Origin of the sequence: Pantoea leporis (genome assembly GCF_028048155.1) — a bacterium.
In the GTDB taxonomy this organism is placed as follows: domain Bacteria; phylum Pseudomonadota; class Gammaproteobacteria; order Enterobacterales; family Enterobacteriaceae; genus Pantoea; species Pantoea leporis.
The window spans coordinates 347,919-371,611 of sequence record NZ_JALMEU010000004.1; the positions used below are offsets into that span (position 1 = coordinate 347,919).

24 protein-coding genes and 4 tRNA genes are annotated in these 23,693 nt (G+C 54.4%); 13 read left to right on the forward strand and 15 right to left on the reverse strand.

Features of this window, described 5'->3' with window-relative positions:
- Positions 1–90 precede the first annotated feature (90 nt).
- The 5 genes from MWH02_RS14310 to MWH02_RS14330 all read left to right on the forward strand — a co-directional run bounded on the left by MWH02_RS14310 (position 91) and on the right by MWH02_RS14330 (position 979).
- A tRNA-Val gene (locus MWH02_RS14310) sits at positions 91–166 on the forward strand.
- 49 nt (positions 167–215) lie between these two features.
- Positions 216–291: transfer RNA gene (locus MWH02_RS14315), tRNA-Val, on the forward strand.
- 41 nt (positions 292–332) lie between these two features.
- A tRNA-Val gene (locus MWH02_RS14320) sits at positions 333–408 on the forward strand.
- Between the two features lie 4 nt (positions 409–412).
- Positions 413–488: transfer RNA gene (locus MWH02_RS14325), tRNA-Lys, on the forward strand.
- A 161-nt stretch (positions 489–649) separates the two neighbouring features.
- Entirely contained in the window at positions 650–979 is a 330-nt protein-coding gene (locus MWH02_RS14330; protein ID WP_101763584.1) for a FlxA-like family protein, read from the forward strand.
- Here the strand turns inward: MWH02_RS14330 and MWH02_RS14335 are convergent.
- Entirely contained in the window at positions 976–1,896 is a 921-nt protein-coding gene (locus MWH02_RS14335; RefSeq protein ID WP_101763583.1) for a LysR family transcriptional regulator, read from the reverse strand. The genes MWH02_RS14330 and MWH02_RS14335 overlap by 4 nt on opposite strands.
- A gap of 102 nt (positions 1,897–1,998) precedes the next feature.
- On the opposite strand from MWH02_RS14335, the gene MWH02_RS14340 reads away from it, so the two are divergent.
- The gene (locus MWH02_RS14340) at positions 1,999–3,000 is read left to right on the forward strand and encodes a bile acid:sodium symporter family protein (protein WP_101763582.1); all 1,002 of its coding nucleotides are present in this window, start codon (positions 1,999–2,001) and stop codon (positions 2,998–3,000) included.
- Positions 3,001–3,031: 31 nt separating this feature from the next.
- Here MWH02_RS14340 and MWH02_RS14345 read toward each other — a convergent pair whose 3' ends face one another.
- The 3 genes from MWH02_RS14345 to zipA form a co-directional block, all read right to left on the reverse strand.
- Positions 3,032–3,250, reverse strand: coding sequence for a DUF3820 family protein (locus MWH02_RS14345; RefSeq protein ID WP_101763581.1), 219 nt, complete (start codon positions 3,248–3,250; stop codon positions 3,032–3,034).
- Between the two features lies 1 nt (position 3,251).
- On the reverse strand, positions 3,252–5,270 hold the full coding sequence (gene ligA / locus MWH02_RS14350; protein ID WP_217548922.1) for an NAD-dependent DNA ligase LigA: 2,019 nt from the start codon (positions 5,268–5,270) through the stop codon (positions 3,252–3,254).
- Between the two features lie 68 nt (positions 5,271–5,338).
- Entirely contained in the window at positions 5,339–6,310 is a 972-nt protein-coding gene (gene zipA, locus MWH02_RS14355; RefSeq protein WP_271460884.1) for a cell division protein ZipA, read from the reverse strand.
- Positions 6,311–6,527: 217 nt separating this feature from the next.
- On the opposite strand from zipA, the gene cysZ reads away from it, so the two are divergent.
- From cysZ to crr, 5 genes are all read left to right on the forward strand, one after another.
- The gene (gene cysZ, locus MWH02_RS14360; protein ID WP_101763578.1) at positions 6,528–7,286 is read left to right on the forward strand and encodes a sulfate transporter CysZ; all 759 of its coding nucleotides are present in this window, start codon (positions 6,528–6,530) and stop codon (positions 7,284–7,286) included.
- A 140-nt stretch (positions 7,287–7,426) separates the two neighbouring features.
- The gene (gene cysK, locus MWH02_RS14365) at positions 7,427–8,398 is read left to right on the forward strand and encodes a cysteine synthase A (protein WP_101763577.1); all 972 of its coding nucleotides are present in this window, start codon (positions 7,427–7,429) and stop codon (positions 8,396–8,398) included.
- 388 nt (positions 8,399–8,786) lie between these two features.
- Positions 8,787–9,044, forward strand: coding sequence for a phosphocarrier protein Hpr (gene ptsH / locus MWH02_RS14370; protein ID WP_101763576.1), 258 nt, complete (start codon positions 8,787–8,789; stop codon positions 9,042–9,044).
- A gap of 157 nt (positions 9,045–9,201) precedes the next feature.
- Positions 9,202–10,929 (forward strand): phosphoenolpyruvate-protein phosphotransferase PtsI, encoded by a 1,728-nt coding sequence (gene ptsI / locus MWH02_RS14375; protein ID WP_110866519.1) that lies wholly within the window; start codon positions 9,202–9,204, stop codon positions 10,927–10,929.
- A 41-nt stretch (positions 10,930–10,970) separates the two neighbouring features.
- Positions 10,971–11,474, forward strand: a complete 504-nt coding sequence (gene crr / locus MWH02_RS14380) for a PTS glucose transporter subunit IIA (protein WP_008107804.1) — start codon at positions 10,971–10,973, stop codon at positions 11,472–11,474.
- A gap of 228 nt (positions 11,475–11,702) precedes the next feature.
- On the opposite strand, the gene MWH02_RS14385 is transcribed toward crr, so the two are convergent.
- The 11 genes from MWH02_RS14385 to MWH02_RS14435 all read right to left on the reverse strand — a co-directional run bounded on the left by MWH02_RS14385 (position 11,703) and on the right by MWH02_RS14435 (position 21,509).
- On the reverse strand, positions 11,703–13,064 hold the full coding sequence (locus tag MWH02_RS14385) for an ATP-binding protein (RefSeq protein ID WP_271460885.1): 1,362 nt from the start codon (positions 13,062–13,064) through the stop codon (positions 11,703–11,705).
- On the reverse strand, positions 13,061–13,741 hold the full coding sequence (locus MWH02_RS14390; RefSeq protein WP_008107810.1) for a response regulator transcription factor: 681 nt from the start codon (positions 13,739–13,741) through the stop codon (positions 13,061–13,063). The genes MWH02_RS14385 and MWH02_RS14390 overlap by 4 nt, the downstream gene beginning before the upstream one ends.
- A 176-nt stretch (positions 13,742–13,917) precedes the next feature.
- Positions 13,918–14,799 carry a cysteine synthase CysM gene (cysM, locus tag MWH02_RS14395; protein ID WP_271460886.1) on the reverse strand — a complete coding sequence of 294 codons (882 nt, stop codon included), beginning with the start codon at positions 14,797–14,799 and terminating at the stop codon, positions 13,918–13,920.
- Positions 14,800–14,871: 72 nt separating this feature from the next.
- Positions 14,872–15,960 (reverse strand): sulfate/thiosulfate ABC transporter ATP-binding protein CysA, encoded by a 1,089-nt coding sequence (gene cysA / locus MWH02_RS14400; protein ID WP_101763572.1) that lies wholly within the window; start codon positions 15,958–15,960, stop codon positions 14,872–14,874.
- Positions 15,950–16,822 carry a sulfate/thiosulfate ABC transporter permease CysW gene (cysW, locus tag MWH02_RS14405; protein WP_101763571.1) on the reverse strand — a complete coding sequence of 291 codons (873 nt, stop codon included), beginning with the start codon at positions 16,820–16,822 and terminating at the stop codon, positions 15,950–15,952. Before cysW ends, cysA begins: the two co-directional genes overlap by 11 nt.
- Positions 16,822–17,655 carry a sulfate/thiosulfate ABC transporter permease CysT gene (gene cysT, locus MWH02_RS14410; protein WP_064739484.1) on the reverse strand — a complete coding sequence of 278 codons (834 nt, stop codon included), beginning with the start codon at positions 17,653–17,655 and terminating at the stop codon, positions 16,822–16,824. Before cysT ends, cysW begins: the two co-directional genes overlap by 1 nt.
- On the reverse strand, positions 17,655–18,671 hold the full coding sequence (locus tag MWH02_RS14415; RefSeq protein ID WP_137386246.1) for a sulfate ABC transporter substrate-binding protein: 1,017 nt from the start codon (positions 18,669–18,671) through the stop codon (positions 17,655–17,657). The genes cysT and MWH02_RS14415 overlap by 1 nt, the downstream gene beginning before the upstream one ends.
- A gap of 269 nt (positions 18,672–18,940) precedes the next feature.
- Positions 18,941–19,837: a Dyp-type peroxidase gene (locus tag MWH02_RS14420; protein ID WP_271460887.1), complete on the reverse strand. Its 897-nt coding sequence runs from the start codon at positions 19,835–19,837 to the stop codon at positions 18,941–18,943.
- A 101-nt stretch (positions 19,838–19,938) separates the two neighbouring features.
- Positions 19,939–20,559 (reverse strand): RpoE-regulated lipoprotein, encoded by a 621-nt coding sequence (locus tag MWH02_RS14425; RefSeq protein ID WP_271460888.1) that lies wholly within the window; start codon positions 20,557–20,559, stop codon positions 19,939–19,941.
- Between the two features lie 63 nt (positions 20,560–20,622).
- Positions 20,623–21,075: a DUF2919 domain-containing protein gene (locus tag MWH02_RS14430; RefSeq protein WP_233501682.1), complete on the reverse strand. Its 453-nt coding sequence runs from the start codon at positions 21,073–21,075 to the stop codon at positions 20,623–20,625.
- Positions 21,076–21,083: 8 nt separating this feature from the next.
- Entirely contained in the window at positions 21,084–21,509 is a 426-nt protein-coding gene (locus MWH02_RS14435; protein ID WP_061717913.1) for a GNAT family acetyltransferase, read from the reverse strand.
- A gap of 211 nt (positions 21,510–21,720) precedes the next feature.
- Here MWH02_RS14435 and amiA point away from each other — a divergent pair, with 211 nt between their 5' ends.
- Together amiA and hemF are read left to right on the forward strand one after the other, a co-directional pair.
- Positions 21,721–22,578, forward strand: coding sequence for an N-acetylmuramoyl-L-alanine amidase AmiA (amiA, locus tag MWH02_RS14440; RefSeq protein ID WP_110866511.1), 858 nt, complete (start codon positions 21,721–21,723; stop codon positions 22,576–22,578).
- Positions 22,579–22,626: 48 nt separating this feature from the next.
- Positions 22,627–23,550, forward strand: coding sequence for an oxygen-dependent coproporphyrinogen oxidase (hemF, locus tag MWH02_RS14445; protein WP_271460889.1), 924 nt, complete (start codon positions 22,627–22,629; stop codon positions 23,548–23,550).
- The last annotated feature ends 143 nt before the right edge of the window (positions 23,551–23,693 follow it).

Here is a 23,693-nt window from a genome sequence, read left to right on the forward strand (position 1 = left end):
GATGATTATTTTTAAAGCGAACGCACATTTAAGTTTTAAAAACCGTTGACTCACTTTGAAGGATCCCTATAATGCGACTCCACACAGCGGGGGTGATTAGCTCAGTTGGTAGAGCATCTCCCTTACAAGGAGGGGGTCGGCGGTTCGAGCCCGTCATCACCCACCACTCTTTAGAAGGTTTAAAGATGGCCCGCAGTGAACAAGAGATAAGATATGGGTGATTAGCTCAGTTGGTAGAGCATCTCCCTTACAAGGAGGGGGTCGGCGGTTCGAGCCCGTCATCACCCACCATATCTTAGTCAGATGACACTCTTGTTAAGCAGTACCGAAGTGGGTGATTAGCTCAGTAGGTAGAGCATCTCCCTTACAAGGAGGGGGTCGGCGGTTCGAGCCCGTCATCACCCACCACTTCGGGTCGTTAGCTCAGTTGGTAGAGCAGTTGACTTTTAATCAATTGGTCGCAGGTTCGAATCCTGCACGACCCACCAATGTAAAAAGGCGCCCTAAAGGCGCCTTTTTGCTATGCGTTAAATCTGTGGTTAATGCGCTAAATCCCAACGAACCCTTTTCGCAAGTTTAACACTCCCTGCCCTCAAGCCTCCTTATACTCTGACCGATAACGATAATGGTCTATTGCAAGGAGAAAACCATGTCTATATCCAGCGTAGGTAGTGTCAGCACCGCAAGTAGCGGCGGCGGTTCCACCTCAGAAATCGCCAGCCTCTATAAACAGATTCAATCCATCACTAAGCAGCTGAAAGATCTTTCCAGCGACGATACGCTCACCGATGAGCAAAAGTCTGAACAGGAGCAGATGCTGCAATCACAGATTCAAATGATTGAAGCGCAAATCGCGCAAATTGAGCAGCAGCAAGCTGAGAAAGCGCAACAGAAACAGGAAGCACAGCAACCTGCGGCCACCAAAGCTGATGGTATTAACCGCCCAACTGATACCAATCAAATCAACGTGTACGTTTAAAACGCCGGCTTTAGCATGCGTTGTTGCGTCAGCAGGGCTGCCTGCTGGCGCACTTCCTGCCAGATCGCTTCTGCGGCGGGTGTCAGCGAGCGGTTTTTGCGCTTTATCAGCATCAGGCTGCGATTAATTTCCGGATAAAGACGCCGCACCGTGAGTTTGCGTCCTGACGGCAACGGCAAGGCCAGCGCAGGCAGAATGCTGATGCCAATTCCCGCTTCCACCATCGGATAAAGCGTAGCGGGATGACCGATTTCCTGCACCACATGCACACTCAAAGCCAGCTGTTGCAGCGCGGCATCAACTAACACGCGACTGCCGGAAGCATAATCCTGTAGCACCATATTGCGTCCGGCCAGCATCGACCATTGCGCCTGTTCAATTTGCGCCAGCTCGTCATCTTCATGACACAGCAGTAAAAAAGGCTCCTGCAAAATCTCTTCGCTGTCAAAATCAGTGTCGTTGAGCGGGCCAATTACAATGCCAAAATCAACCTCCGCATTGCGTACGCTTTGCAGCACCCATTGCTGTACGCGGTCATGCAGGATGACGCGGATATCCGGATAGCGCTGCTGGCTGCTGGCCAGGCACTGCGGCATCAGATGGGCAGAAGGCGTTTGGCTGGCGGCAACACGCACCGTGCCGCTGCGCTGTTCGCCATAGCTGCGCACATCCAACACGGTGGTATTGAGGTCGTCCAGCAGACGATTAAGCCGTGTGGCCAGCTGCTGCCCCGCCTCGGTCAGCATCACTTCCCGCGTGGTGCGATCGAGCAAGCGCACGCCCATTTCAGCTTCCAGCTCTTTAATGCTATGGCTGACCGCCGACTGACTTAAACCAATCGCTTGGCCGGCCAGACTGAAGCTGCCGTGATGCGCCACCGCGACAAAGGTACGCAACTGACGTAAGGTGTAATTCATCGATATCGCTCATAGATTGATGCAATAAATCAATTTTATTTCTAAACCCAGCAGGCGCACAATCAGCACCATCATTTTTCTAAATTTAACCGGATTTTAACAATGGGATTTTTACGCCTCGATCCGATGATGATTAAACTCATCATTACCGTGCTGCTGGCCAGCTTTATTCCTGCCAAAGGCGTCTTTGTCGATATCTTCGAATATCTGACCACCGCCGCCATCGCCCTGCTGTTCTTTATGCATGGCGCCAAACTGTCGCGCGAGAAGATCATTGCCGGCAGCAGCCACTGGCGTTTGCACTTGTGGATTATGTGCAGCACCTTTGTGATTTTCCCGATTATTGGTTTGCTGATTGTCTGGTGGCATCCGGTTAACGTCAGCCCGGAGATTTACACCGGCTTTATCTATCTGTGTATTCTGCCAGCGACCGTGCAATCCTCAATCGCCTTCACCTCAATGGCGGGCGGCAACGTCGCCGCTGCGGTCTGTGCGGCTTCAGCCTCCAGCCTGCTCGGCGTATTTGTCTCGCCGCTGCTGGTGAATTTGGTGATGAATGTGCACAGCGAAATGCCGGGCAACGGTCTGGAGCAGATTGGCAAAATTATGCTGCAACTGCTGGTGCCGTTTGTTTTAGGACATCTGTCGCGTCGCTGGATTGGCGCGTGGGTCGAGAAGCATCGCAGCCTGATTGGTAAAACCGACCAAACCTCGATTCTGCTGGTGGTTTACTCCGCCTTCAGTGAAGCGGTGGTGAACGGCATTTGGCATCGCGTGGGCGTGGATACCTTGCTGTGGATTCTGGTTGGCAGCGTGCTGGTGCTGTTTATCGCACTGGCGATTAACCTGGCGGCATCGCGCCTGTTTGGCTTCAGCCGTGCGGACGAGATTGTGGTGCTGTTCTGTGGCTCGAAAAAGAGTCTGGCGAACGGTGTCCCGATGGCCAACATCCTGTTCCCGGCCAGTTCCGTGGGGATTATCGTGCTGCCGCTGATGATCTTCCATCAGGTGCAGTTAATGGTGTGTTCTTTCATTGCCCAGCGCTATAAAGCCGGGAATGAAAAACGGCTGGCGCAGCAGCAAGTAGAAGCGCAGAAGTCCTAAATACAACGGCCCGCAAAAGCGGGCCGTTTTGTTATTCATTGCGCTTGAGTGGTTTGATTAAACCTTCCAGCCCTTCGATCTTGATGGTCAGCGTCAGCTGCATCAATTCGCCTAACTTACCGGCCGGGAATTCATCTTTGCGAGCGAACCACAGCAAATACTCCTCCGGCACGTCAATCAGCGCTCTGCCCTTGTACTTGCCGAACGGCATCACGGTATTGGCGATTTCAACCAGTTGCTGTTTATCCACATTATGCTCCGAGCAGGCGAATCATTTCCGCTTCGTCGATCACCGGAATGCCGAGCTCCTGCGCTTTCGCCAGCTTGGAACCGGCCGCTTCCCCCGCAATCAGCAAATCGGTTTTCTTCGACACACTACCGCTCACTTTAGCGCCCAACGCTACCAGACGCTCTTTGGCATCATCGCGATTCATCTGCGACAGAGAGCCGGTCAGTACCACGGTTTTACCGGCAAATGGACTATCAATTTCTTCGACATTGACCACTTCAACCTGCGGCCAGTGCACGCCAATCTCTTCAGTAAGATCGCGAATAACGGCGCGGTTGCTCTCTTCATCCATAAAGTTACGCACATGCGTCGCTACCACTTTGCCGACATCCTGCACTTCAATCAGCGCATCGAGATCGGCGTTCATCACCTTTTCCAGCTCGCCAAAGTGATTGGCAAGGTTGGCGGCTGTGGCTTCGCCCACTTCGCGAATACCCAGCGCATAGAGGAAACGTGCCAGCGTGGTGGATTTGGCCTTTTCCAGCGCATCAACCACGTTCTGAGCCGATTTAGGGCCCATGCGATCGAGTCCGGTTAGCTTACCGGCAGTAAGGCGGAACAGATCGGCTGGCGTTAAGACGTACTCTTTCTCCACCAACTGATCGATGATCTTATCGCCCATGCCATCGACATCCATCGCACGACGCGAAACGAAGTGTTTAAGTGCTTCTTTACGCTGCGCGCCACAAATCAGGCCGCCGGTGCAGCGCGTCACAACTTCACCTTCCACGCGTTCAACGTCTGAACCGCACACCGGGCAATGACCTGGGAAGACGATTTCACGCGTCTCTGCCGGGCGCTCCGATTCCACCACGTTGACCACTTGCGGAATCACGTCACCGGCGCGGCGAATCACCACCTTGTCGCCAATGCGCAAACCCAGTCGGGCAATTTCATCGGCGTTGTGCAGCGTGGCATTACTTACCACAACGCCCGCAACCTGAACCGGCTCCAGACGCGCGACGGGCGTAATCGCGCCGGTGCGGCCCACCTGGAATTCGACATCGCGCACGAACGTCATCTGTTCCTGCGCCGGGAATTTAAAGGCTACAGCCCAGCGCGGCGCTCGCGCCACAAAGCCGAGCTGCTCCTGCAGCGCCTGCGAATCGACCTTGATAACCACGCCATCGATATCGAAGCCGAGCGACGGGCGCTCCTGCTCAACCTGACGATAAAACGCCAGCACTTCATCGGCGCTGTGTGCCAGGCGAATACGATCGGTGACTGGCAATCCCCACGCCTTAAACTGTTGCAGACGTTGCCAATGGCTGGCAGGCATTTCACCGCCTTCCAGCAGACCAAAACCGTAGCAGAAGAAGGTCAGTGGACGTTTAGCGGTGATGCGTGGATCGAGCTGGCGCAGTGAACCGGCTGCGGCGTTGCGTGGGTTAGCAAAGACTTTCGCGCCGGTGCGACGCGCTTCTTCATTCAGCTTTTCAAAACCGCTTTCGGTGATAAACACTTCGCCACGCACTTCAACGCGTGCGGGGATGTTATCGCCATGCAGACGCAGCGGAATGGCGTGAATTGTGCGCACGTTCGCCGTGATGTTCTCGCCAGTGGTACCATCTCCGCGCGTCGCCGCACGCACCAGCAGGCCATCTTCATACAGCAAGCTCACGGCTAGACCATCCAGCTTGAGCTCGCAGCAGTAAGTCAATTCGTCAGTGCTTTTAAGGCGATCCTGCACGCGTTTATTAAAGGCAAGGAAGCCCGCTTCATCAAAGGTGTTGTCCAGCGATAACATCGGCACTTCATGACGCACTTGCTCAAAAGCCGCCAGCGGTGCCGCACCCACGCGTTGGGTGGGTGAATCAGGGGTGATCAAATCAGGATGTGCGCTTTCCAGCTCACGCAGCTGAACCATCAATCGGTCATACTCTGCATCCGGAATTTCCGGCGTATCCATCACGTGGTAGAGATATTCGTGGTGACGTAACGTGGTGCGCAGCGCGGTGATCTGCTCCTGAACCGATTTCATAGTCTCTTATCCGATAAAAAACCCCCGACAGGCGGGGGTTATACTTGTTTTGACTCAGCTAGCGGCGATTAACCGATAACTTCGCGAATACGCGTTTTGTAGGTTTCCAGCTTCTGCGGCGTCATCATGCGACGCTCATCATCCAGCACCACGCCGCCTACATCATCAGCGATACGCTGCGCGGATTGCAGCATCAGCTTGAAGTTCTGATTCGCATCGCCGTACGACGGCACCATCATGAAGATCGAGACGCCAGGCGTAGAGAAATTCCCCATTTGATCCGGATCGAATGAACCCGGCTTCACCATGTTCGCCAGGCTAAACAGCACCGGACCGCTGCCGGCTGGGCTAAGATGGCGATGGAAAATGTTCATCTCACCAAACTGGAATCCGGCCTGCAGGATGCCCTGCAACAGCGCTTCACCGTTCAGTTCGCCGCCCGCATGTGCAGCGACGTGCAGCACTAATACGGCCTCTTTTTTACTGCCAGGCGCAGCAGCCGCTGGCTGTGGCGCTTCTGGTTGATGTGCAACTGGCGCTTCAGGTTCGAATTCTGGCTCTTCTGCGGCGAGGAATTCAGGTGCAGGTTGAGTCGCGGAAAGCGGTTCGTTATCCAGCAAAGGATCGGCCTGAATCGGTAGTGGTGCAGGCGCTGGCTTCGCCACTGGCGCTTGCGGCGCAGCCGGCTTACGCACGTCTGGCTCGTTATCCAGCAGCGGATCGCCTAATAATGGGTCAGCCTGACGTGATGCCGGTTGACGTACAGGTTCAGGCGCACGCGGCGCGCTCGCTGGACGTGCAGTGAATTCAGGTTCTTCATCCGCATCACGAGGACGACGTACACGGACTTCGCCGACGCCATCATCTTCTTCGCTCAGCAGATCTTCATCGGCTTCTTCGCGCTGTTTCAGACGTTTGTGCGGGCGATCACGAAACACGGAGGAGCGCTCTTTACGGCTGGTCCACAGTCCATGAAGTAGCAGCGCTATTATGGCGATCGCGCCAACAACGATTAATATCAGACGCAAATCCTGCATCATTGTATTCTCTGTTGTTCCAATACCTTGCCACCACGGCAAACTTTATCCTCTAACTGTATTTGCCCAGCTAAACAAGTGCAAGTCTGTGCAGTATTTTCTGACAAATTAGATAGCTGCCCCACGCTTTTTTGCTGTTTTTTCGCGCAAACACTGCCTGAAGCCGATAAAAAGCCAGGTTATGATGGTCGCGCCGCTATATTTAGGAGAAAGGCTCGCTATGCCCGCAGGAAATTCGGTCTCAACATTTAATGGTGTTCACTACTTCGCTGAAGGATGGAAACTGGTGCGCCTGCCCGGCATTCGTCGCTATGTCATCATGCCGCTACTGATCAACATCGTGCTACTTGGCGGTGCCTTTATCTGGTTGTTTCAGCGCTTGGGGCAGTGGATCCCGGCTTTAATGTCACATATCCCTGACTGGCTGCAGTGGCTGAGTTATCTGCTATGGCCGCTCTCAGTGATTTCGATTGTGTTGGTATTCAGTTACTTCTTTTCGACTCTGGCAAATCTGATTGCCGCCCCCTTCTGTGGCTTGCTCGCCGAGCAACTTGAAGGGCGATTGACCGGAACGCCATTACCAGATAGCGGTTGGGTGGGCCTGATAAAAGACATACCGCGCATCATGAAGCGAGAGTTTCAGAAGCTCGGCTACTATTTGCCGCGTGCGCTTGGTTTGCTGTTGCTGCACTTTATCCCCGGCTTTGGACAAACGGTGGCGCCCGTTCTATGGTTTTTATTCAGTGCGTGGATGTTGTCCGTGCAGTATTGCGACTACCCATTTGATAACCACAAAGTGAGTTTCCAGCAGATGCGCCAGGCGTTGCGCCAGCACAAAAGCGCAAATATGCAATTTGGTGCGCTGGTTAGCCTGTTCACCATGATCCCGATTATCAATCTGGCGATTCTGCCGGTTGCGGTATGCGGTGCAACGGCCATGTGGGTGGATCGTTATCATGCACAACATGCACGCCGCTAAAGCTTTAAATCGTCTTATGCATTTTTGCGTAAGGCTTATGGTTGTGCGCTATATAGATATGCGATTTCTTTCCTTCCGCACATCATTAGAAAAGGTATGCTCTGAGGGTTCCCAATATTTCATACAGTTAAGGACGAGCTATGAGTAAGATCTATGAAGACAACTCTCTGACAATTGGTCATACGCCGCTGGTTCGACTGAACCGCATCGGTAACGGCCGCATTCTGGCTAAGGTCGAGTCGCGCAACCCGAGCTTCAGCATCAAATGCCGTATCGGTGCCAATATGATTTGGGACGCGGAAAAACGCGGTATTTTGAAGCCGGGCGTTGAGCTGGTTGAACCAACCAGCGGTAACACCGGTATTGCGCTGGCTTACGTCGCCGCAGCGCGCGGTTACAAGCTGACGCTAACCATGCCAGAAACCATGTCAATTGAGCGCCGCAAGCTGCTGAAAGCGCTGGGAGCTAACCTGGTGCTAACCGAAGGTCCTAAAGGCATGAAAGGTGCCATCGCGAAGGCGGAAGAGATTGTCGCCAGCGATCCGGACAAATATGTGCTGTTGCAGCAGTTCAGCAACCCAGCCAACCCGGAAATCCACGAAAAAACCACCGGTCCAGAAATTTGGGAAGACACCGACGGCGAAGTGGACGTGTTTATTGCGGGCGTGGGCACCGGCGGTACGCTGACAGGCGTGAGCCGTTACATCAAGAATACCAAAGGCAAGACCGAGTTGATTACCGTTGCCGTTGAGCCAACAGATTCACCGGTTATTGCTCAGGCACTGGCGGGCGAAGAGATCAAACCAGGCCCACATAAAATTCAGGGCATCGGTGCCGGCTTCATTCCTGGCAACCTTGATCTGGAATTGATCGACCGCGTAGTGGCGATCACCAATGAAGAAGCCATTAGCACCGCCCGTAAGCTGATGGAAGAAGAAGGTATTTTAGCAGGTATCTCTTCAGGTGCTGCCGTTGCTGCCGCGCTGAAGCTGCAAGAAGATGAAGCCTTCGCCAACAAGAACATCGTGGTGATTCTGCCCTCCTCCGGCGAACGTTATTTAAGTACCGCGCTGTTTGCCGATCTCTTCACTGAGAAAGAACTCCAGCAGTGATGCTTAAAGTCTGAAACTGACGAAAAAAGCACCCGAATGGGTGCTTTTTTGTGGTGCAGATCTCACTTTTATCACCAGACAGATTGCTTTCAGTGATGCGGCTCTGGTATTTAAGCTTCCAATTATTTCGGTGCCTGAAATTAATCTGCCTTTGAAGTGGATCAAGCTGAATCGATTTACTGATTTGGCGAAACGGCGAATCACGGCATAATGAGAAGAGTGACGCATTCGTGCAGTTTTTGATCTGTCACTGTTAATGACGTACTCATTCGAGCGCATTTTATGGTGAGCTTAAAGCCATACCAGCGCACCTACACAGGCTAAAGTTACGGCTCCAGGCTAGACTTTAGATCCATAACACCAAACCTGATAAAGTTGGGGAAATAGAATGTTCCAGCAAGAAGTTACCATTACCGCACCTAACGGCCTTCATACTCGTCCTGCAGCCCAGTTCGTCAAAGAAGCAAAGGCTTTTAAGTCAGAAATCAATGTGACCTCTAATGGCAAATCTGCCAGCGCGAAAAGCCTGTTCAAACTGCAGACTTTGGGTCTGACTCAAGGTACGGTTGTTACGCTGTCTGCTGAAGGTGAAGACGAGCAGCAAGCGGTTGAGCACCTGGTCAAGCTGATGGCTGAGCTGGAGTAACCGGCTCAGTTCGCAACTAAACCGACCCCTTTGCCCCATTGAGTGCAAATATCTTGATCGCGGACAATCTGTCCGCGTTATTGCATCTTTAGAGTACTGCTCCGCGACAGTGGCGACGCATCGGGTCAATGAGCCATCGTGATTAAAAGGTAGGGTTATGATTTCAGGCATTTTAGCATCACCGGGTATCGCTTTCGGCAACGCACTTTTGCTGAAGGAAGATGAGATCGTCATCAGCCGTAAAAAAATTACTGACGATCAGGTTGAGCAGGAAGTTCAGCGCTTCCTCGATGGACGCAGCAAAGCTGCTTCACAGCTCGAAGCCATTCGCATTAAAGCCGGTGAAACCTTCGGTGAAGAGAAAGCGGCGATCTTTGAAGGTCACATCATGCTGCTCGAAGACGAAGAGCTTGAGCAGGAAATCATCGACCTCATCAAGAAAGACCACGCTACCGCAGACGCCGCTGCTCACACCGTGATTGAAGGTCAGGCCGTTGCGCTGGAAGAGCTGGATGACGAATACCTGAAAGAGCGTGCGGCTGACGTACGTGATATTGGTAAGCGTCTGCTGCAGAACATTCTCGGTCTGCACATTGTCGACCTGAGTGCGATTGCTGACGAATCTATTCTGGTGGCGAAAGATTTAACGCCGTCAGAAACCGCACAGCTGAACCTGAAAAAGGTGCTGGGCTTTATTACCGATCTGGGTGGGCGTACATCTCACACCTCGATCATGGCGCGTTCGCTTGAGCTGCCTGCGATTGTCGGCACCGGCAACGTGACTGCCACCGTGAAAAACGGTGATTTCCTGATCATTGATGGCGTGAACAACAAAATTTACGTCAATCCAACTGATGACGTGCAGGAAGAACTGAAAGCAATTCAGACTCAATATCTGTCTGAAAAGCATGAACTGGCGAAACTGAAAGATCTGCCAGCCATTACGCTGGACGGCCATCAGGTTGAAGTCTGCGCTAACATCGGTACCGTGCGTGATGTTGCCGGTGCTGAACGCAACGGTGCGGAAGGTGTTGGCCTGTATCGTACCGAGTTCCTGTTTATGGACCGTGATTCACTGCCAACCGAAGAAGAACAATTCCAGGCGTATAAAGCCGTGGCTGAAGCCGTGGGTTCGCAGGCGGTTATCGTGCGTACCATGGACATCGGCGGCGACAAAGATCTGCCTTACATGAACCTGCCGAAAGAAGACAACCCGTTCCTCGGCTGGCGCGCGATTCGTATCGCCATGGACCGTAAAGAGATTCTGCATGCGCAGCTGCGCGCGATTCTGCGTGCATCCTCATTCGGTAAACTGCGCATCATGTTCCCAATGATCATTTCAGTAGAAGAAGTTCGCATTCTGAAAGGCGAACTGGAGCTGTTGAAAGCGCAACTGCGTGAAGAAGGCAAATCCTTTGATGAGACCATCGAAGTCGGCATCATGGTTGAAACGCCAGCATCCGCAGTGATTGCTCGCCATCTGGCGAAAGAAGTCGACTTCTTTAGTATTGGGACAAATGACCTGACGCAGTATACTCTGGCGGTCGATCGTGGTAATGATTTGATTTCACACCTCTATAACCCAATGACGCCGTCTGTTCTTGGCCTCATTAAGCAAGTGATCGATGCATCACATGCCGAAGGGAAATGGACCGGCATGTGTGGTGAGCTGGCTGGTGATGAACGTGCTACACTACTGTTACTGGGAATGGGGCTGGACGAATTCAGCATGAGCGCCATTTCAATCCCAAGCATCAAGAAAATCATTCGTAATACTAATTTCGAAGATGCGAAGGCATTGGCGGAGCAGGCTCTGGATCAACCAACAGCGGATGATTTGATGAATTTGGTCAACAAGTTCATTAAAGAAAAAACGCTCTGCTGATCCACGGACGCTAGCCTCAAATTACTGCTTAGGAGAAGATCATGGGTTTGTTTTCTAAACTTTTTGGCGAAAAATCAGAGAGCGCGTCAGGCACTATTGATATCGTTGCGCCTCTGTCAGGCGAAATCGTAAATATCGAAGACGTACCTGATGTGGTATTCGCTGAGAAAATCGTGGGTGACGGTATCGCAATCAAACCTACCGGCAACAAAATGGTTGCACCGGTTGATGGTACTATCGGCAAGATTTTCGAAACTAACCACGCATTTTCAATCGAGTCTGATAACGGTATCGAACTGTTTGTTCACTTCGGTATCGACACGGTTGAGCTCAAAGGTGAAGGTTTCAAACGCATCGCTGAAGAAGGCCAGAAGGTTAAGAAAGGCGACGTGGTGATCGAGTTTGATCTGGCACTGCTGGAAGAGAAAGCGAAATCCACGCTGACGCCGGTTGTAATCTCGAACATGGACGAGATTAAAGACCTGATCAAACTCTCCGGTCAGGTAACTGTGGGCGAGACTCCGGTTATCCGCATTAAAAAGTAAGCTTCGGCTGATTCGTGAGAATTGCAAAACGGCACCCAAAGGGTGCCGTTTTTTGTTTCAGTCTGCCCTACTCTTGCATCTTTCAACGCGCACAATGCGGGAAGAGGTCGGGACGACGGGGCAGAGGAGTAAAGCGTCTCGCGCCAGGGAAGGCGCGAGCCGAGGCCCAGGGACGGTTTATGCCGTCTTTACGATCTGCCCCGTTGTCCTGACCGACTGCACTAAGCCTTATTCCTGCTTCCAGCGCGGTAACCTTAACGTTAACTCCAGACCACCTTCCGGGCGATTTACCGCCTGAACTTCACCGTGATGCGCCAGAATCACCTTACGCACAATCGATAGCCCCAAACCGTAGCCTTTGCCCATCAGCGGAGAATTAACCCGTACAAAAGGATCGAAGATGCTCGAAAGCTTCTCATCGTCCACGCCCGGCCCTTGATCGCGCACGCTAATTGCCAGCCACTGATTTTCCGCCTGTAGCCGCACGTTGATGTGCTGCCCTTTGTGCGAGAATCGCAGCGCATTGCGCAGCACATTCTCCACACCACGACGAATCAGTTCCGCATTGCCGTGAACGGTGTAATCGGCATTCTCATCCACCTGAAAATCGACAATCACGCCGGGAATCTGCGCTTCGTAGCGCACATCGGTCACCACCGCATGCAGCAGGCCGGTAAGGTCGAAATATTGTTCCCCAGGCATGCTTTCGTGCTCAGCGCGCGAAAGCGTCAGCAGCTCGCCAATCATCTTGTCGAGGCGTCGGGCTTCCTCATCAATGCGATTGAGCGAGGATTCGACGGATTCCGGCGTCTGCCGCGCCAGGCCTGTCGCCAGCTGCAAGCGCGCCAGCGGTGAACGCAGCTCGTGGGAGATATCATGCAGCAGCTCCTCACGCGCTTTCACCAGCGTATCGAGGCGCTCAACCATCGCATCAAAATCCTGCGCAACGTTCGAGAGCTCATCATGGCGTTTACGCATCACCGGATAGAGCCGTACCGACAAATCACCGCTGGAGACGCGCGCAAAGCCCTCACGCAGCTGCCGCATTGGTCGCGTCAGGTTCCACGCCAGCAGCAGGCTAAACAGCAGCCCCAATGCGCCAGCGAAAGTAAACATCGGTTCGGGGATATTCAGGATGCGGCGCGGGCGGCCGCCGCCCATTGAGCTGTCTTCGCGCAGACCTTTAACGTCGTAACGCAGCTCGTACTGTTTGCCATCCTGCCCTTTTACCCAGCGCACAATCACATCAGGAAACGGTCCCTGAAAGGGTTCGTTGATGCTTTCTGGCGGCGCATTGTTGAGCGTCGCAGCGGGCTTTTTATGCTGGATCACCGAGAAGAATTGCCGATCGTTCGGTTCCCAGTCGGCCATCATGTCATCAAGCGAGCTGGGACCACCGCGCTCCAGCACTGAAACCGCTGACGCCATTTGCAGATTAACGATACGCCGAATCGCCACCAGCTCTGGCGGCTCATGTCGATTACCGGAGAGCGTAAAGCCTAGCCACAACAGTTGGCTGATGATGACAAACACAATCCAGAAGCCCAGCAAAATCTTCCAGAACATGCGGCCGCGATAGCTGTGTTTCATCGAATGCGATAACCAATACTGCGCACAGTTTCAATGTTGACGCTGTCGGCGGTTAAGGCAGCCAGCTTTTGACGGATGTTGCTGATATGCACATCAACGCTGCGATCGTAAGCTTCGCGCGGACGGCCAAGGCCTTTTTCCGACAGCTCATCTTTCGACACCACGCGATCCGGCGCACGCAGCAGCAAATCCAGCAAGTTAAACTCTGAAGCCGTCAGATCGAACGCTTTGCCCTGCCATTCGGTGATACGCGTGGCGGGATTGAGGCTGAGATCGCCCCAGCGCAGCAGCTCTTTCTTATCCGGCAGCGGAGTCTGATCTTCAAAGCGACGCAGCACGGCGCGCAGACGGGCCACCAGTTCACGCGGATAGCACGGTTTCGGCATGTAATCATCCGCACCCATTTCCAGGCCGATCACCCGATCAATATTGTCGCCTTTCGCCGTCAGCATAATTACCGGTAATCGGCTGTTCTGCCGCACCTGGCGCAGCACATCGATGCCGCTCATATCAGGCAGCATGATGTCGAGAATCATTGCGGTATAGTTGCCCGATAACGCGCCCTCCACACCGGCGCTACCGGTTAAAACCAGTTGTGTTTCAAAACCTTCAGCAATCAGGTATTGGCTCAACATGGTGCCAAGTTCTACATCATCATCAACCAGCAGAATTTTCATCGTTATCTCTCGTGTAAATTGCCGCTATTTTGTCCTGAGTCCACAACGAACGCAGCCGGTTTTACGCGATCCTTACGTTGCTTACGTCAGACGATTATTACGAAGACTATAGACAAAAATGGCCTGGACGTACCATCACAGTACGCGCAGGCCAAATCATCGGTGGGAAATTGGGATCAGTGGAAAACGCCGGTTGAGAGATAGCGGTCGCCGCGATCGCACACAATCGCCACCACCACGCTGCCAGGCTGCGCCGTGGCGATACGCAATGCGCCGGCCACCGCGCCGCCAGAGCTGACGCCACAGAAAATCCCTTCACGCTGCGCCAGCGCGCGCATGGTCTCTTCCGCCTCGCGCTGCGCCATATCTATTACCTCATCCACTAACTCCGGACGGAAAATGCCAGGCAAATAGGCTTCAGGCCAGCGACGTATACCGGGAATGCTGCTGCCCTCTTGTGGCTGCAGGCCAATTATCTGCACCGCTGGCGCGAACTCTTTCAGGTAACGTCCAACGCCGGTAATGGTGCCAGTGGTGCCCATGCTGGAGACAAAATGCGTCATGCGGCCAGCGCTTTGCTGCCAGATTTCCGGGCCCGTGGTGAGATAGTGGCCCAGCGGATTATCGGGATTGTTGAACTGATCCAGCACGCGTCCTTCGCCGCGATCGGCCATCGCCTGCGCCAAATCGCGTGCCCCTTCCATGCCCTGCTCGCGCGATACCAGCAGCAATTCAGCGCCGTAGGCGCGCATCGCATCCTGGCGCTCCTGACTCATGTTATTGGGCATCAGCAGGCGCAGCTTGTAGCCCTTCATCGCCGCGATCATCGCCAGCGCAATGCCAGTATTGCCGCTGGTGGCTTCAATTAAGGTATCGCCCGGTTTGATGTCACCGCGCAACTCCGCCTGATGAATCATCGACCAGGCCGCACGATCTTTGACGGAACCGGCTGGATTGTTGCCTTCCAGCTTTAGCCAGATCTCGCTGCCGTTATCAGGCGTCAGCCGCTGCAACTTAATCAACGGCGTATTGCCGATGGTATTTTCCAGTGTGGTCACGGTTTAATTCCAGACGAAAGAGGGGCAAATAAAACGGGCGGGAAAGTCCCGCCCGAAGGAGTGTCAAAAATATCAGGCGCTCTCGGCAAAGGCAACCGGGCGCAGCGGCGTAGTGCCATGGTAAATTCGCGCCTGTTGCAGGCCAACGAACAGGCGTTCACCACGCATCGGCGCATGGTGATCGCCGTCGAACACCACGGAGAACACCTCGCCCTGCCAGCCGCTCGGCTGAACGACCAACTGCCAGAAGTGGCCGCGCGGGCTGATCTCCAGCACCTGCACCGGCAAAGGCGTTTCCAGGCTGCTCTGGCGTGAAATATCGATTTCCCACGGACGCAGGAACAGTTCAACTTCGCCCTGATGCGCAGGCGTGTAGCCCAGCGGCCAGCGATGCGCGGCCACATGGAACTGAGAGCCATGTACTTCGCCTGTAAAGCGATTCACTTCGCCAAGGAATTCCAGCACAAAGCGCGTCGATGGATCGCGCCATACGTCATCTGGCGTACCAACCTGTTCAATGTTGCCCTGGCTCATCACCACCACGGTGTCCGCCACTTCCATCGCTTCTTCCTGGTCGTGGGTTACAAACACGCTGGTGAATTTCAACTCTTCATGTAACTGACGCAACCAGCGACGCAACTCTTTACGCACCTGCGCATCCAACGCGCCAAACGGCTCATCCAGCAGCAGAATTTGCGGTTCTACCGCCAATGCACGCGCCAGCGCTACACGCTGCTTCTGCCCACCGGACAACTGTGCCGGGAAGCGGTTGCCCAGATGGGAAAGTTGTACCATCTCAAGCAGACGCGTAACGCGCTGTTTGATCTCAGCAGCACCTGGACGTTCGCGACGTGGCAGAACGGTAAGGCCAAAGGCGATATTGTCGAACACCGTCATGTGGCGGAACAGCGCGTAGTGCTGGAACACAAAGCCCACCTGACGATCGCGCGCATGGATGCGGCTGACGTCTTTGCCATTGAAATGGATCTGTCCGCTATTCTGATGTTCCAGCCCAGCGATGATACGCAGCAGCGTGGTTTTACCAGAACCGGATGGCCCCAGCAGCCCCACCATCTTGCCGGAAGGAATATCCAGAGAGATGTCGTTAAGAACCGATGTGCGGTCAAACGATTTGTTGATTTGTTTAATCTCAATGCTCATGATTTTCCTCCTGTAGGCGCTTCTGCTGATGCTCTAATCGCCACTGCACCACGCTTTTCAGAAACAGCGTTACGATTGCCATCAGGGTCAGCAGCGCGGCGGCAGTAAAGGCGCCCACGGTGTTGTAATCCTGATGCAGTAATTCAACCTGAAGCGGCAAGGTATAGGTTTCGCCGCGAATCGATCCCGAAACCACCGAGACCGCACCAAATTCACCAATCGCACGTGCGTTGGTCAGCACCACGCCGTACATCAGCGCCCAACGGATATTCGGCAACGTCACGCGGCGGAACATCTGCCAGCCGGATGCGCCGAGCAGCACCGCCGCTTCATCTTCGTGACTGCCCTGGCTCAGCATCACCGGCACCAATTCACGCACCACAAACGGACAGGTAACGAAGATGGTGGCCAGCACCATGCCCGGCCAGGAGAACATAATCTGAATATTGTGCGCATCCAGCCAGCCACCGGCAGGACCGTTGACGCCCCAGAACAGCAGATACATCAAGCCGGCAACCACCGGCGACACGGCAAACGGGATATCAAACAGCGTCAACAGCAGCTGGCGGCCGGGAAAGGTGAAGCGCGTCACCAGCCACGCCAGCAGCGTACCGAACACCATGTTGACCGGCACGGTAATCAGCGCCACCAAAAGGGTCAGCCAGATGGCGTGCAGCATGTCGCCATCTTTCAGGTTACTCAGCGAGGCAACCAAACCCTGGTTGAGCGCCTCCCAGAAGATGGAAACCATCGGCACCACCAGCAGCAGGATGGAAACCAGCGCACCGATGCCAATCAGCAGCCACTTGCCCCAGTTGATTGGCTGGCGGTCGGCGTGGTTGATGTGTGAAATCTCCGCCATCAGTGGCCTCCTAAGCGACGGCCAAAGCGGCTCTGCAAGGTGTTAATCGCGAACAGCAGCAGCAAAGAAGCCGCCATGATCACCGAGGCGATGGCACTCGCCGCCGGATAATCAAACTCCTGCAGACGCACGAAAATCATCAGCGAGGTCACTTCCGTTTTCCAGGCGATGTTGCCGGCGATAAAGATTACCGCGCCAAACTCACCGATGCTGCGGGTAAACGACAGCGCAGTGCCGGCAAGCAATGCCGGCGCCACTTCTGGCAGCACCACGCGACGGAAGCTCTGCCAGCGCGTTGCGCCCAGCGTTTCCGCGGCTTCTTCATATTCCGGACCTAACTCTTCCAGCACCGGCTGCACGGTACGCACCACAAACGGAATGCTGGTAAAGGCCATCGCCACAGCGATGCCGAGCCAGGTGTAAGAGACTTTGATATCAAAATGCGCCAGCCACTGACCGTACCAGCCGTTGACCGAAAACAGGCCCGCCAGCGTTAAACCTGCCACCGCAGTCGGCAGCGCAAATGGCAGATCCATCAAACCATCCAGCAGCGTGCGGCCGGGGAAGCGATAACGCGTCAAAATCCACGCCATCAGCATGCCGAATACGGCGTTGAACAGCGAGGCCACGCCCGCCGCCAGAATCGTCACTTTATACGCGGCGATCAGCTGTGGATGGCTAATCACCGCCCAATATTGCGCCAGCGTCATCTGCGACAGCTGCATCAGCAGCGCGCTGATCGGCAGCAGCAGAATCAGACAGGTGAAGAGTAAGCTGGTGCCGAGGCTCAATCCAAAGCCCGGCAAAACACGTTTTTGAGCGAGCGCAAACATTAACCGCGCCCCGCTGCCAGTAATTTGTCCAGCTCGCCGTCATTGGCAAAATGGACTTTCATCACGTTATCCCAGCCGCCAAAGGCGTCTTTGACGTTGAACAGTTCAGTTTGTGGGAAGCGATCTTTCTGCTCCGCCATCAGCTGCGGGTTATTCACGCGATAGTAGTAAGTGGTGATGATTTTCTGTGCTTCGGGCGTGTAGAGATAATTCAGATAAGCTTTGGCCGCGTCTGCGGTGCCGTTGTGCTCGACATTTTTGTCGACCCACGCCACCGGGAACTCCGCCAGAATATTGGTTTTTGGCACGATCACTTCGTAGTCGTCTTTGCCGTACTGATTACGGATGTTATTCACTTCCGATTCAAAGCTGATCAGCACATCGCCCAGACCGCGCTCGGCAAAGGTGGTGGTCGCACCGCGACCGCCGGTATCAAACACTTCCACGTTCTTGAGGAACTTCGCCATAAAGGCTCTGGTTTTGGCTTTATCTTTGCCATCCGCCTGATCGGCAGCGCCCCACGCGGCGAGATAAGTGTAACGGCCGTTACCCGAGGTTTTTGGGTTAGGGAAAATCAGCTTCACGTTATCGCGCGCCAGATCGGCCCAGCTGTGAATCTGCTTCGGGTTACCTTTACGCACCAGAAACGCCATGGTGGAGTAAAACGGTGAGCTGCTGTTTGGCAGACGTTGTTGCCAGTCAGCGGGAATCAGTTGGCCTTTGTCGTGCAGCACCTGCACATCTGTCACCTGATTGTAGGTCACCACATCGGCGCGCAGCCCTTGCAGAATCGCCAGCGCCTGCTTAGAGGAACCGGCGTGCGACTGCTTGATGGTCAGCTTGTCATTAGGATGGGCAGCGTCCCACTGTTTTTCAAAGGGTGCATTCAGGGCAACGAACAGTTCGCGCGAAACGTCGTAAGAGCTATTCAGCAACTCGGTCGCTTGCGCCGCACCGGCTAAAGCACACGACAGCGCGATACCGCCAAGCCATTTTTTCGAAATCGGAAGTGTCATGCTGCACCCTGAAAGACGGCAGTTAAGCCAATGCCATTAGATGCTGTCAGTGTATTTATAACTCAGGGGAAAGCTGTAACGGTTTTATATATCGTTTAGGGATTTCAAAGTCTAAAAAGGCATAAGACGGCGGGAGAGTTTATGCGGCGAATGGAAATGTAAATCGGCATTAAGCGATTCATTGCGCAATAAATGGCGCCGCGACAAATAAGGGCTGATATCCGTAGCGGCGCGATGAATCGCGCCAGGTTGACCTTAATACAAAGAGGTTACAGCGCTTGCAAAGCATCCAGCGACGGCGCAAAAAAGTAGCTGCCGCTAACCGGTTTGGTGAAGCGCAGCATGGCGTCCATCTTGCCGTCGCGCTCGCCGAACATGCTCAGCAATTGCTGCTCAATATTGTAGAGACGATGACAGTAAGAGATGAAGTACAGCCCATGCGTGCCACTGGCGCTGCCGTATGGCAGGCTTTGGCGCAGAATTTTCAGCCCTTTCCCCTCTTCTTTCAGATCGACACGGCTGAGATGCGATGTCGCAGGACGCTGATCGCCCGGCAACTCTTCATCCGTCTCTTTAGTACGGCCAATAATCGCTTCCTGTTTCTCCACCGCCATGCGGTTCCACAGCTTAAGGTTGTGCTCCCAGCGCTGGGTAAACACATAGCTGCCGCCCGCATCTGCACCTGCGCTGATAATCGCTACCTCCTTGCGCGCTTCGCCTTGCGGATTTTCCGTGCCATCGACGAAGCCCGACAGATCGCGATCTTCAATCCAGCGGAAACCGTGCGTCTCTTCTTCGATATTGACCGCAGCGGCAAAGGCGCTAAGTGCCGCCTGAGCCAGCGCGAAGTTCACGTCGTGTCGTTGAGATTGAATATGGATCAGCAAATCGCGCTGCGTGGCAGGCGCAATGCCGTTACCAAGCGCGGCGAAAGCTTTGAGTTCAGGTGCAGAAGCGTTGCCTTGCAGATCGCGCCACAGCGCATCACCAAAGGCGATCACCGCGCCCAACCCGGCATCACTGAATTGCGTCTGCAGCGCTTCAAGCTGCTGTAAGAAGAATTTGCTGCCCTGGCGCAGCGCGTCAAGATCGCCCATGACGCGGGCTTCGAGCCAAATGGCGAAACGGCGGTGCTCCAACAGGATCCCGCTCTGAAACTGAGACATTGCTATGCTCTCCGGCATGAAGGTTAGACGATATTTTTTCGCCCGCATCATACCGGAAAGCCACACTTTTTGAGTGGGTTTTTAAGCAAGTTTTATCTGGTTTAACGCTGCCAAACGATCTTGCTGATTTTCCAGCTTTTCAGGGTATCGTCCGACGGCATCAAGCCTTCCGGACCATGCCATTCACCGCTGTAAATGTAGGAGATGTGCTGGCTGCCCGGCGCACGGCACTCAACATCGCGTGCATCAAGACCGGTGGCCATTTTGCAGTTGTTAAAGGCTTTGCTGAACTTATCGCTGAACAGATCGCCGATCTTGCTGCCGTCCGCCGCTTTGGCATCGGCATCCTGCACTTCAATGCGCTCCACGCTGCTGCTGCCGTTAATCACCAATTTAACGTTGTCGCCATCCAGCGCCTGCCAGAAATCCATCACCTGACCATTCTGCGTGCGCATGCCCTGACGCAGTTTGTAATCGCCGTTCAGCGCTTTATGGATGGCGTCTTCCGACATTGAGGTGGTGCTCGTCAGGCCCGCAACGCCTTGCTCGGTGACCTCCAGCGATCCACCAAACCAGCCGAGTGGATTGAGCGCCGACCAGTGATAGCTAAGCGGATTGTACCAGTGGCTTTCGCTATCGCTCGCGCTGCCAGAGGAACCCGAACTGGCGCAGCCGGCCAGAACCATGCTGCTAACCAGCAGTGCGTGACGAACAACTTTCATGAAAACTCCTTGATCTGCTAAGCCGATTGGCGTGCCTGTTGGAGTCACAAACCGGCAAAAAGTTTATTCGACCTGCTGATGTTCCGGCAGAAAGCAGTCGCGCAGGCGAGGTTGCGTTTGCAGCCAGAACAACGCCAGCAGGTCAAATAGCGTCAATAACAGCGGCAGCGGCGAGTCGGGAAAGGCGCCTTGCAGCAGGCTGGAACCCTGCCACAGCAGGCTGACAAGGAGCGATGCGCTCAACACATGACGCCAGCTTTGCCACAGGCGCGGCCAGCGCTGGCGATAGCCGGTCAGCAATAAGCCGATAGCCGCCGGAATGCCTAACGCCAACCCCAGCCAGAAGCTTTGGCGGTCGGGATAGAACAGCGCCAGCAAATCATTGCCCTGCTGGCGTGATGCGCCCGCCATCACCAGCAGCAGCCAGGTGCGCGCCTGCAGTAACAGGATCAGCCAGAAAAGAAACGGCAGCCGCAGCTGCCCTTTCGCATCGTACTCTTCGGGAAGGTATTTCAAACCGACCCTCAATACTCGCGATCTTCAATCAAACGCTTGCCCAGCAGCAGCGAGTCCACCGGCTCGTATTCGAGCTTTTCGTAAAACGCCACCACCTGATCGTTCTCTTCGCGCACCATCAAATTGATTTTTGGGCAACCGCGCGCAATCAGCTTCTTCTCAAGACGATTCATCAACGCATTGGCAAAGCCACGGCCCTGATAATCAGGATGCACCGCCAGATAGTAGACGGAGCCGCGATGGCCGTCGTAGCCGCCCATCACCGTACCGACCACTTCGCCACCGACTTCCGCGACCAGAAACAGTTCCGCGTCATGGTTCATTTTGCGTTCAATGTCCAGCTCCGGATCGTTCCATGGGCGTAACAAATCGCAACGCTCCCAGAGCGTGATCACTTCTTCAAAATCTTCCTGGCGGAAAGAACGGATTTCCATCGACGTTACCCTGCTGTTAGGCACAATTCGCTGATTATCACGCATTCTTTGCCAGGCGCAACCCTCACGCGTGACAACGGAGCAAAAAAAGCGCGACATCGCTGTTAGTCTGTTGCAATAGAAAGTAAACACTTGAAATAGTTGCGAGGTCGCCGCCTGGCAATTGTTACGCTATAACACGGGGCAGGATTTACCTGCCATGGACCCGTAAATGATGAAGATTTCACTGCTTAAGCGCCTTACCAATCGTCGCCAACTGATACTTTCCGGTTTAGCGCTGGCGGTGTTGTCACCGCGTGCGGTGCAGGCCAAAGAACAGAACAGCGATTTGCGCGTTAGTCCGCGTCATACGCCACCGAAACCCGCCAGCAACGGCAAACGCATCGTGATGATCGATCCCGGCCACGGCGGCATCGATTCCGGCGCCGTCGGCGAAGAGGGTTCGGAAGAGAAACACATTGTGCTGGCGATCGCCAATACCGTGAAGACGCTGCTGCAATCGCATCCACGCATCGAAGTGCGCCTGACGCGCGACAGTGACCACTTTATTCCGCTCTATCAGCGCGTCGAAATCGCCCATCAGCACGGCGCTAACCTGTTTATGTCGATTCACGCCGACGGCTACACCAGCCCGGATGCTAACGGCGCATCGGTTTTTGCCCTTTCCAATCGCGGTGCCAGCAGCGCGATGGCGCGATACCTTTCGCAGCGTGAAAACGATGCCGACAAAGTGGGCGGTGCTGAGGTGCAGGATAAAGATCATTACCTCAACCAGATTCTGTTCGATCTGGTGCAGACCGATACCATTCGCAACAGCCTGACGCTGGGTAAACACGTCCTCGATCAGATTCGCCCGGTGCATCATCTGCACAGCCAGCACACCGAACAGGCCGCGTTTGCGGTGCTGAAATCGCCGTCGATTCCTTCGGTGCTGGTGGAAACCTCCTTTATTACCAATCCGCGTGAAGAGCAGCTGCTTGGCACGCAGGCGTTCCGCCAGAAAATTGCCAGCGCCATTGCCGACGGCATCACCCGCTACTTCGATGAGGTCGATCGTCGCGAAGCATAGCCTTTATCCTGTGGTAGAATCGCGGCAAATTTCCGGAACGAGTGACTGATGAGCAATCCCGATATTTCCCGCGTCAAAGCCTTTTTGCTGGCGCTGCAAGATGATATTTGCGCCCAATTAGCGGCGGAAGATGGCAAGGCGAGCTTTGCCGAAGATGAGTGGCAACGTCCCGGTGGCGGCGGCGGACGCAGTCGCGTATTGCGTGATGGCGCGGTATTTGAACAAGCCGGCGTTAACTTCTCGCACGTGCATGGCGATCAAATGCCCGCGTCCGCCACCGCGCATCGTCCTGAACTGGCCGGGCGCAGCTTTGAAGCGATGGGCGTATCGCTGGTGGTGCATCCATCCAATCCTTACGTGCCCACCAGCCACGCCAACGTGCGCTTCTTTATTGCGGAAAAACCGGGCGCCGATCCGGTGTGGTGGTTTGGTGGCGGTTTCGATCTTACGCCCTATTACGGCTTCGAACAGGATGCGCTGCACTGGCATCAAACCGCGCACGATCTGTGCCAGCCGTTTGGTGAGGAGGTTTATCCGCGCTACAAAAAGTGGTGCGACGATTACTTCTACCTTAAGCATCGCGACGAGCAGCGCGGCATCGGCGGCCTGTTTTATGACGACCTGAACACGCCCGATTTCGATTACTGCTTCGATTTCATGCAGGCAGTCGGCAACGGTTTCGCCAACGCCTACCTGCCGATTGTGGCCAGACGCAAAGCGCTGCCGTGGGGCGATCGCGAGCGCCAGTTCCAGCTCTATCGTCGTGGTCGCTACGTCGAGTTCAATCTGGTGTGGGATCGCGGCACGCTGTTTGGCCTGCAAACCGGCGGCCGCACCGAATCCATTTTGATGTCGATGCCACCGCTGGTGCGCTGGGAATACGATTATCAGCCAGAAGCCGATTCCCCCGAAGCCGCCTTGTACCGCGATTTCCTGCCAGTGAAAGAGTGGTTGAAGCCAACATCAAAATAATAAAATCGACCTGCCTTTAACAGCGCGATATCTCGCGCTGTTAAATCCCATACTTCTTATCGAATCAACTTATTACATCTACTCATTGCGCACAAAAGACACAATAAAGTAGTTGCCCATCCTGATTATTTACCACAGAATCA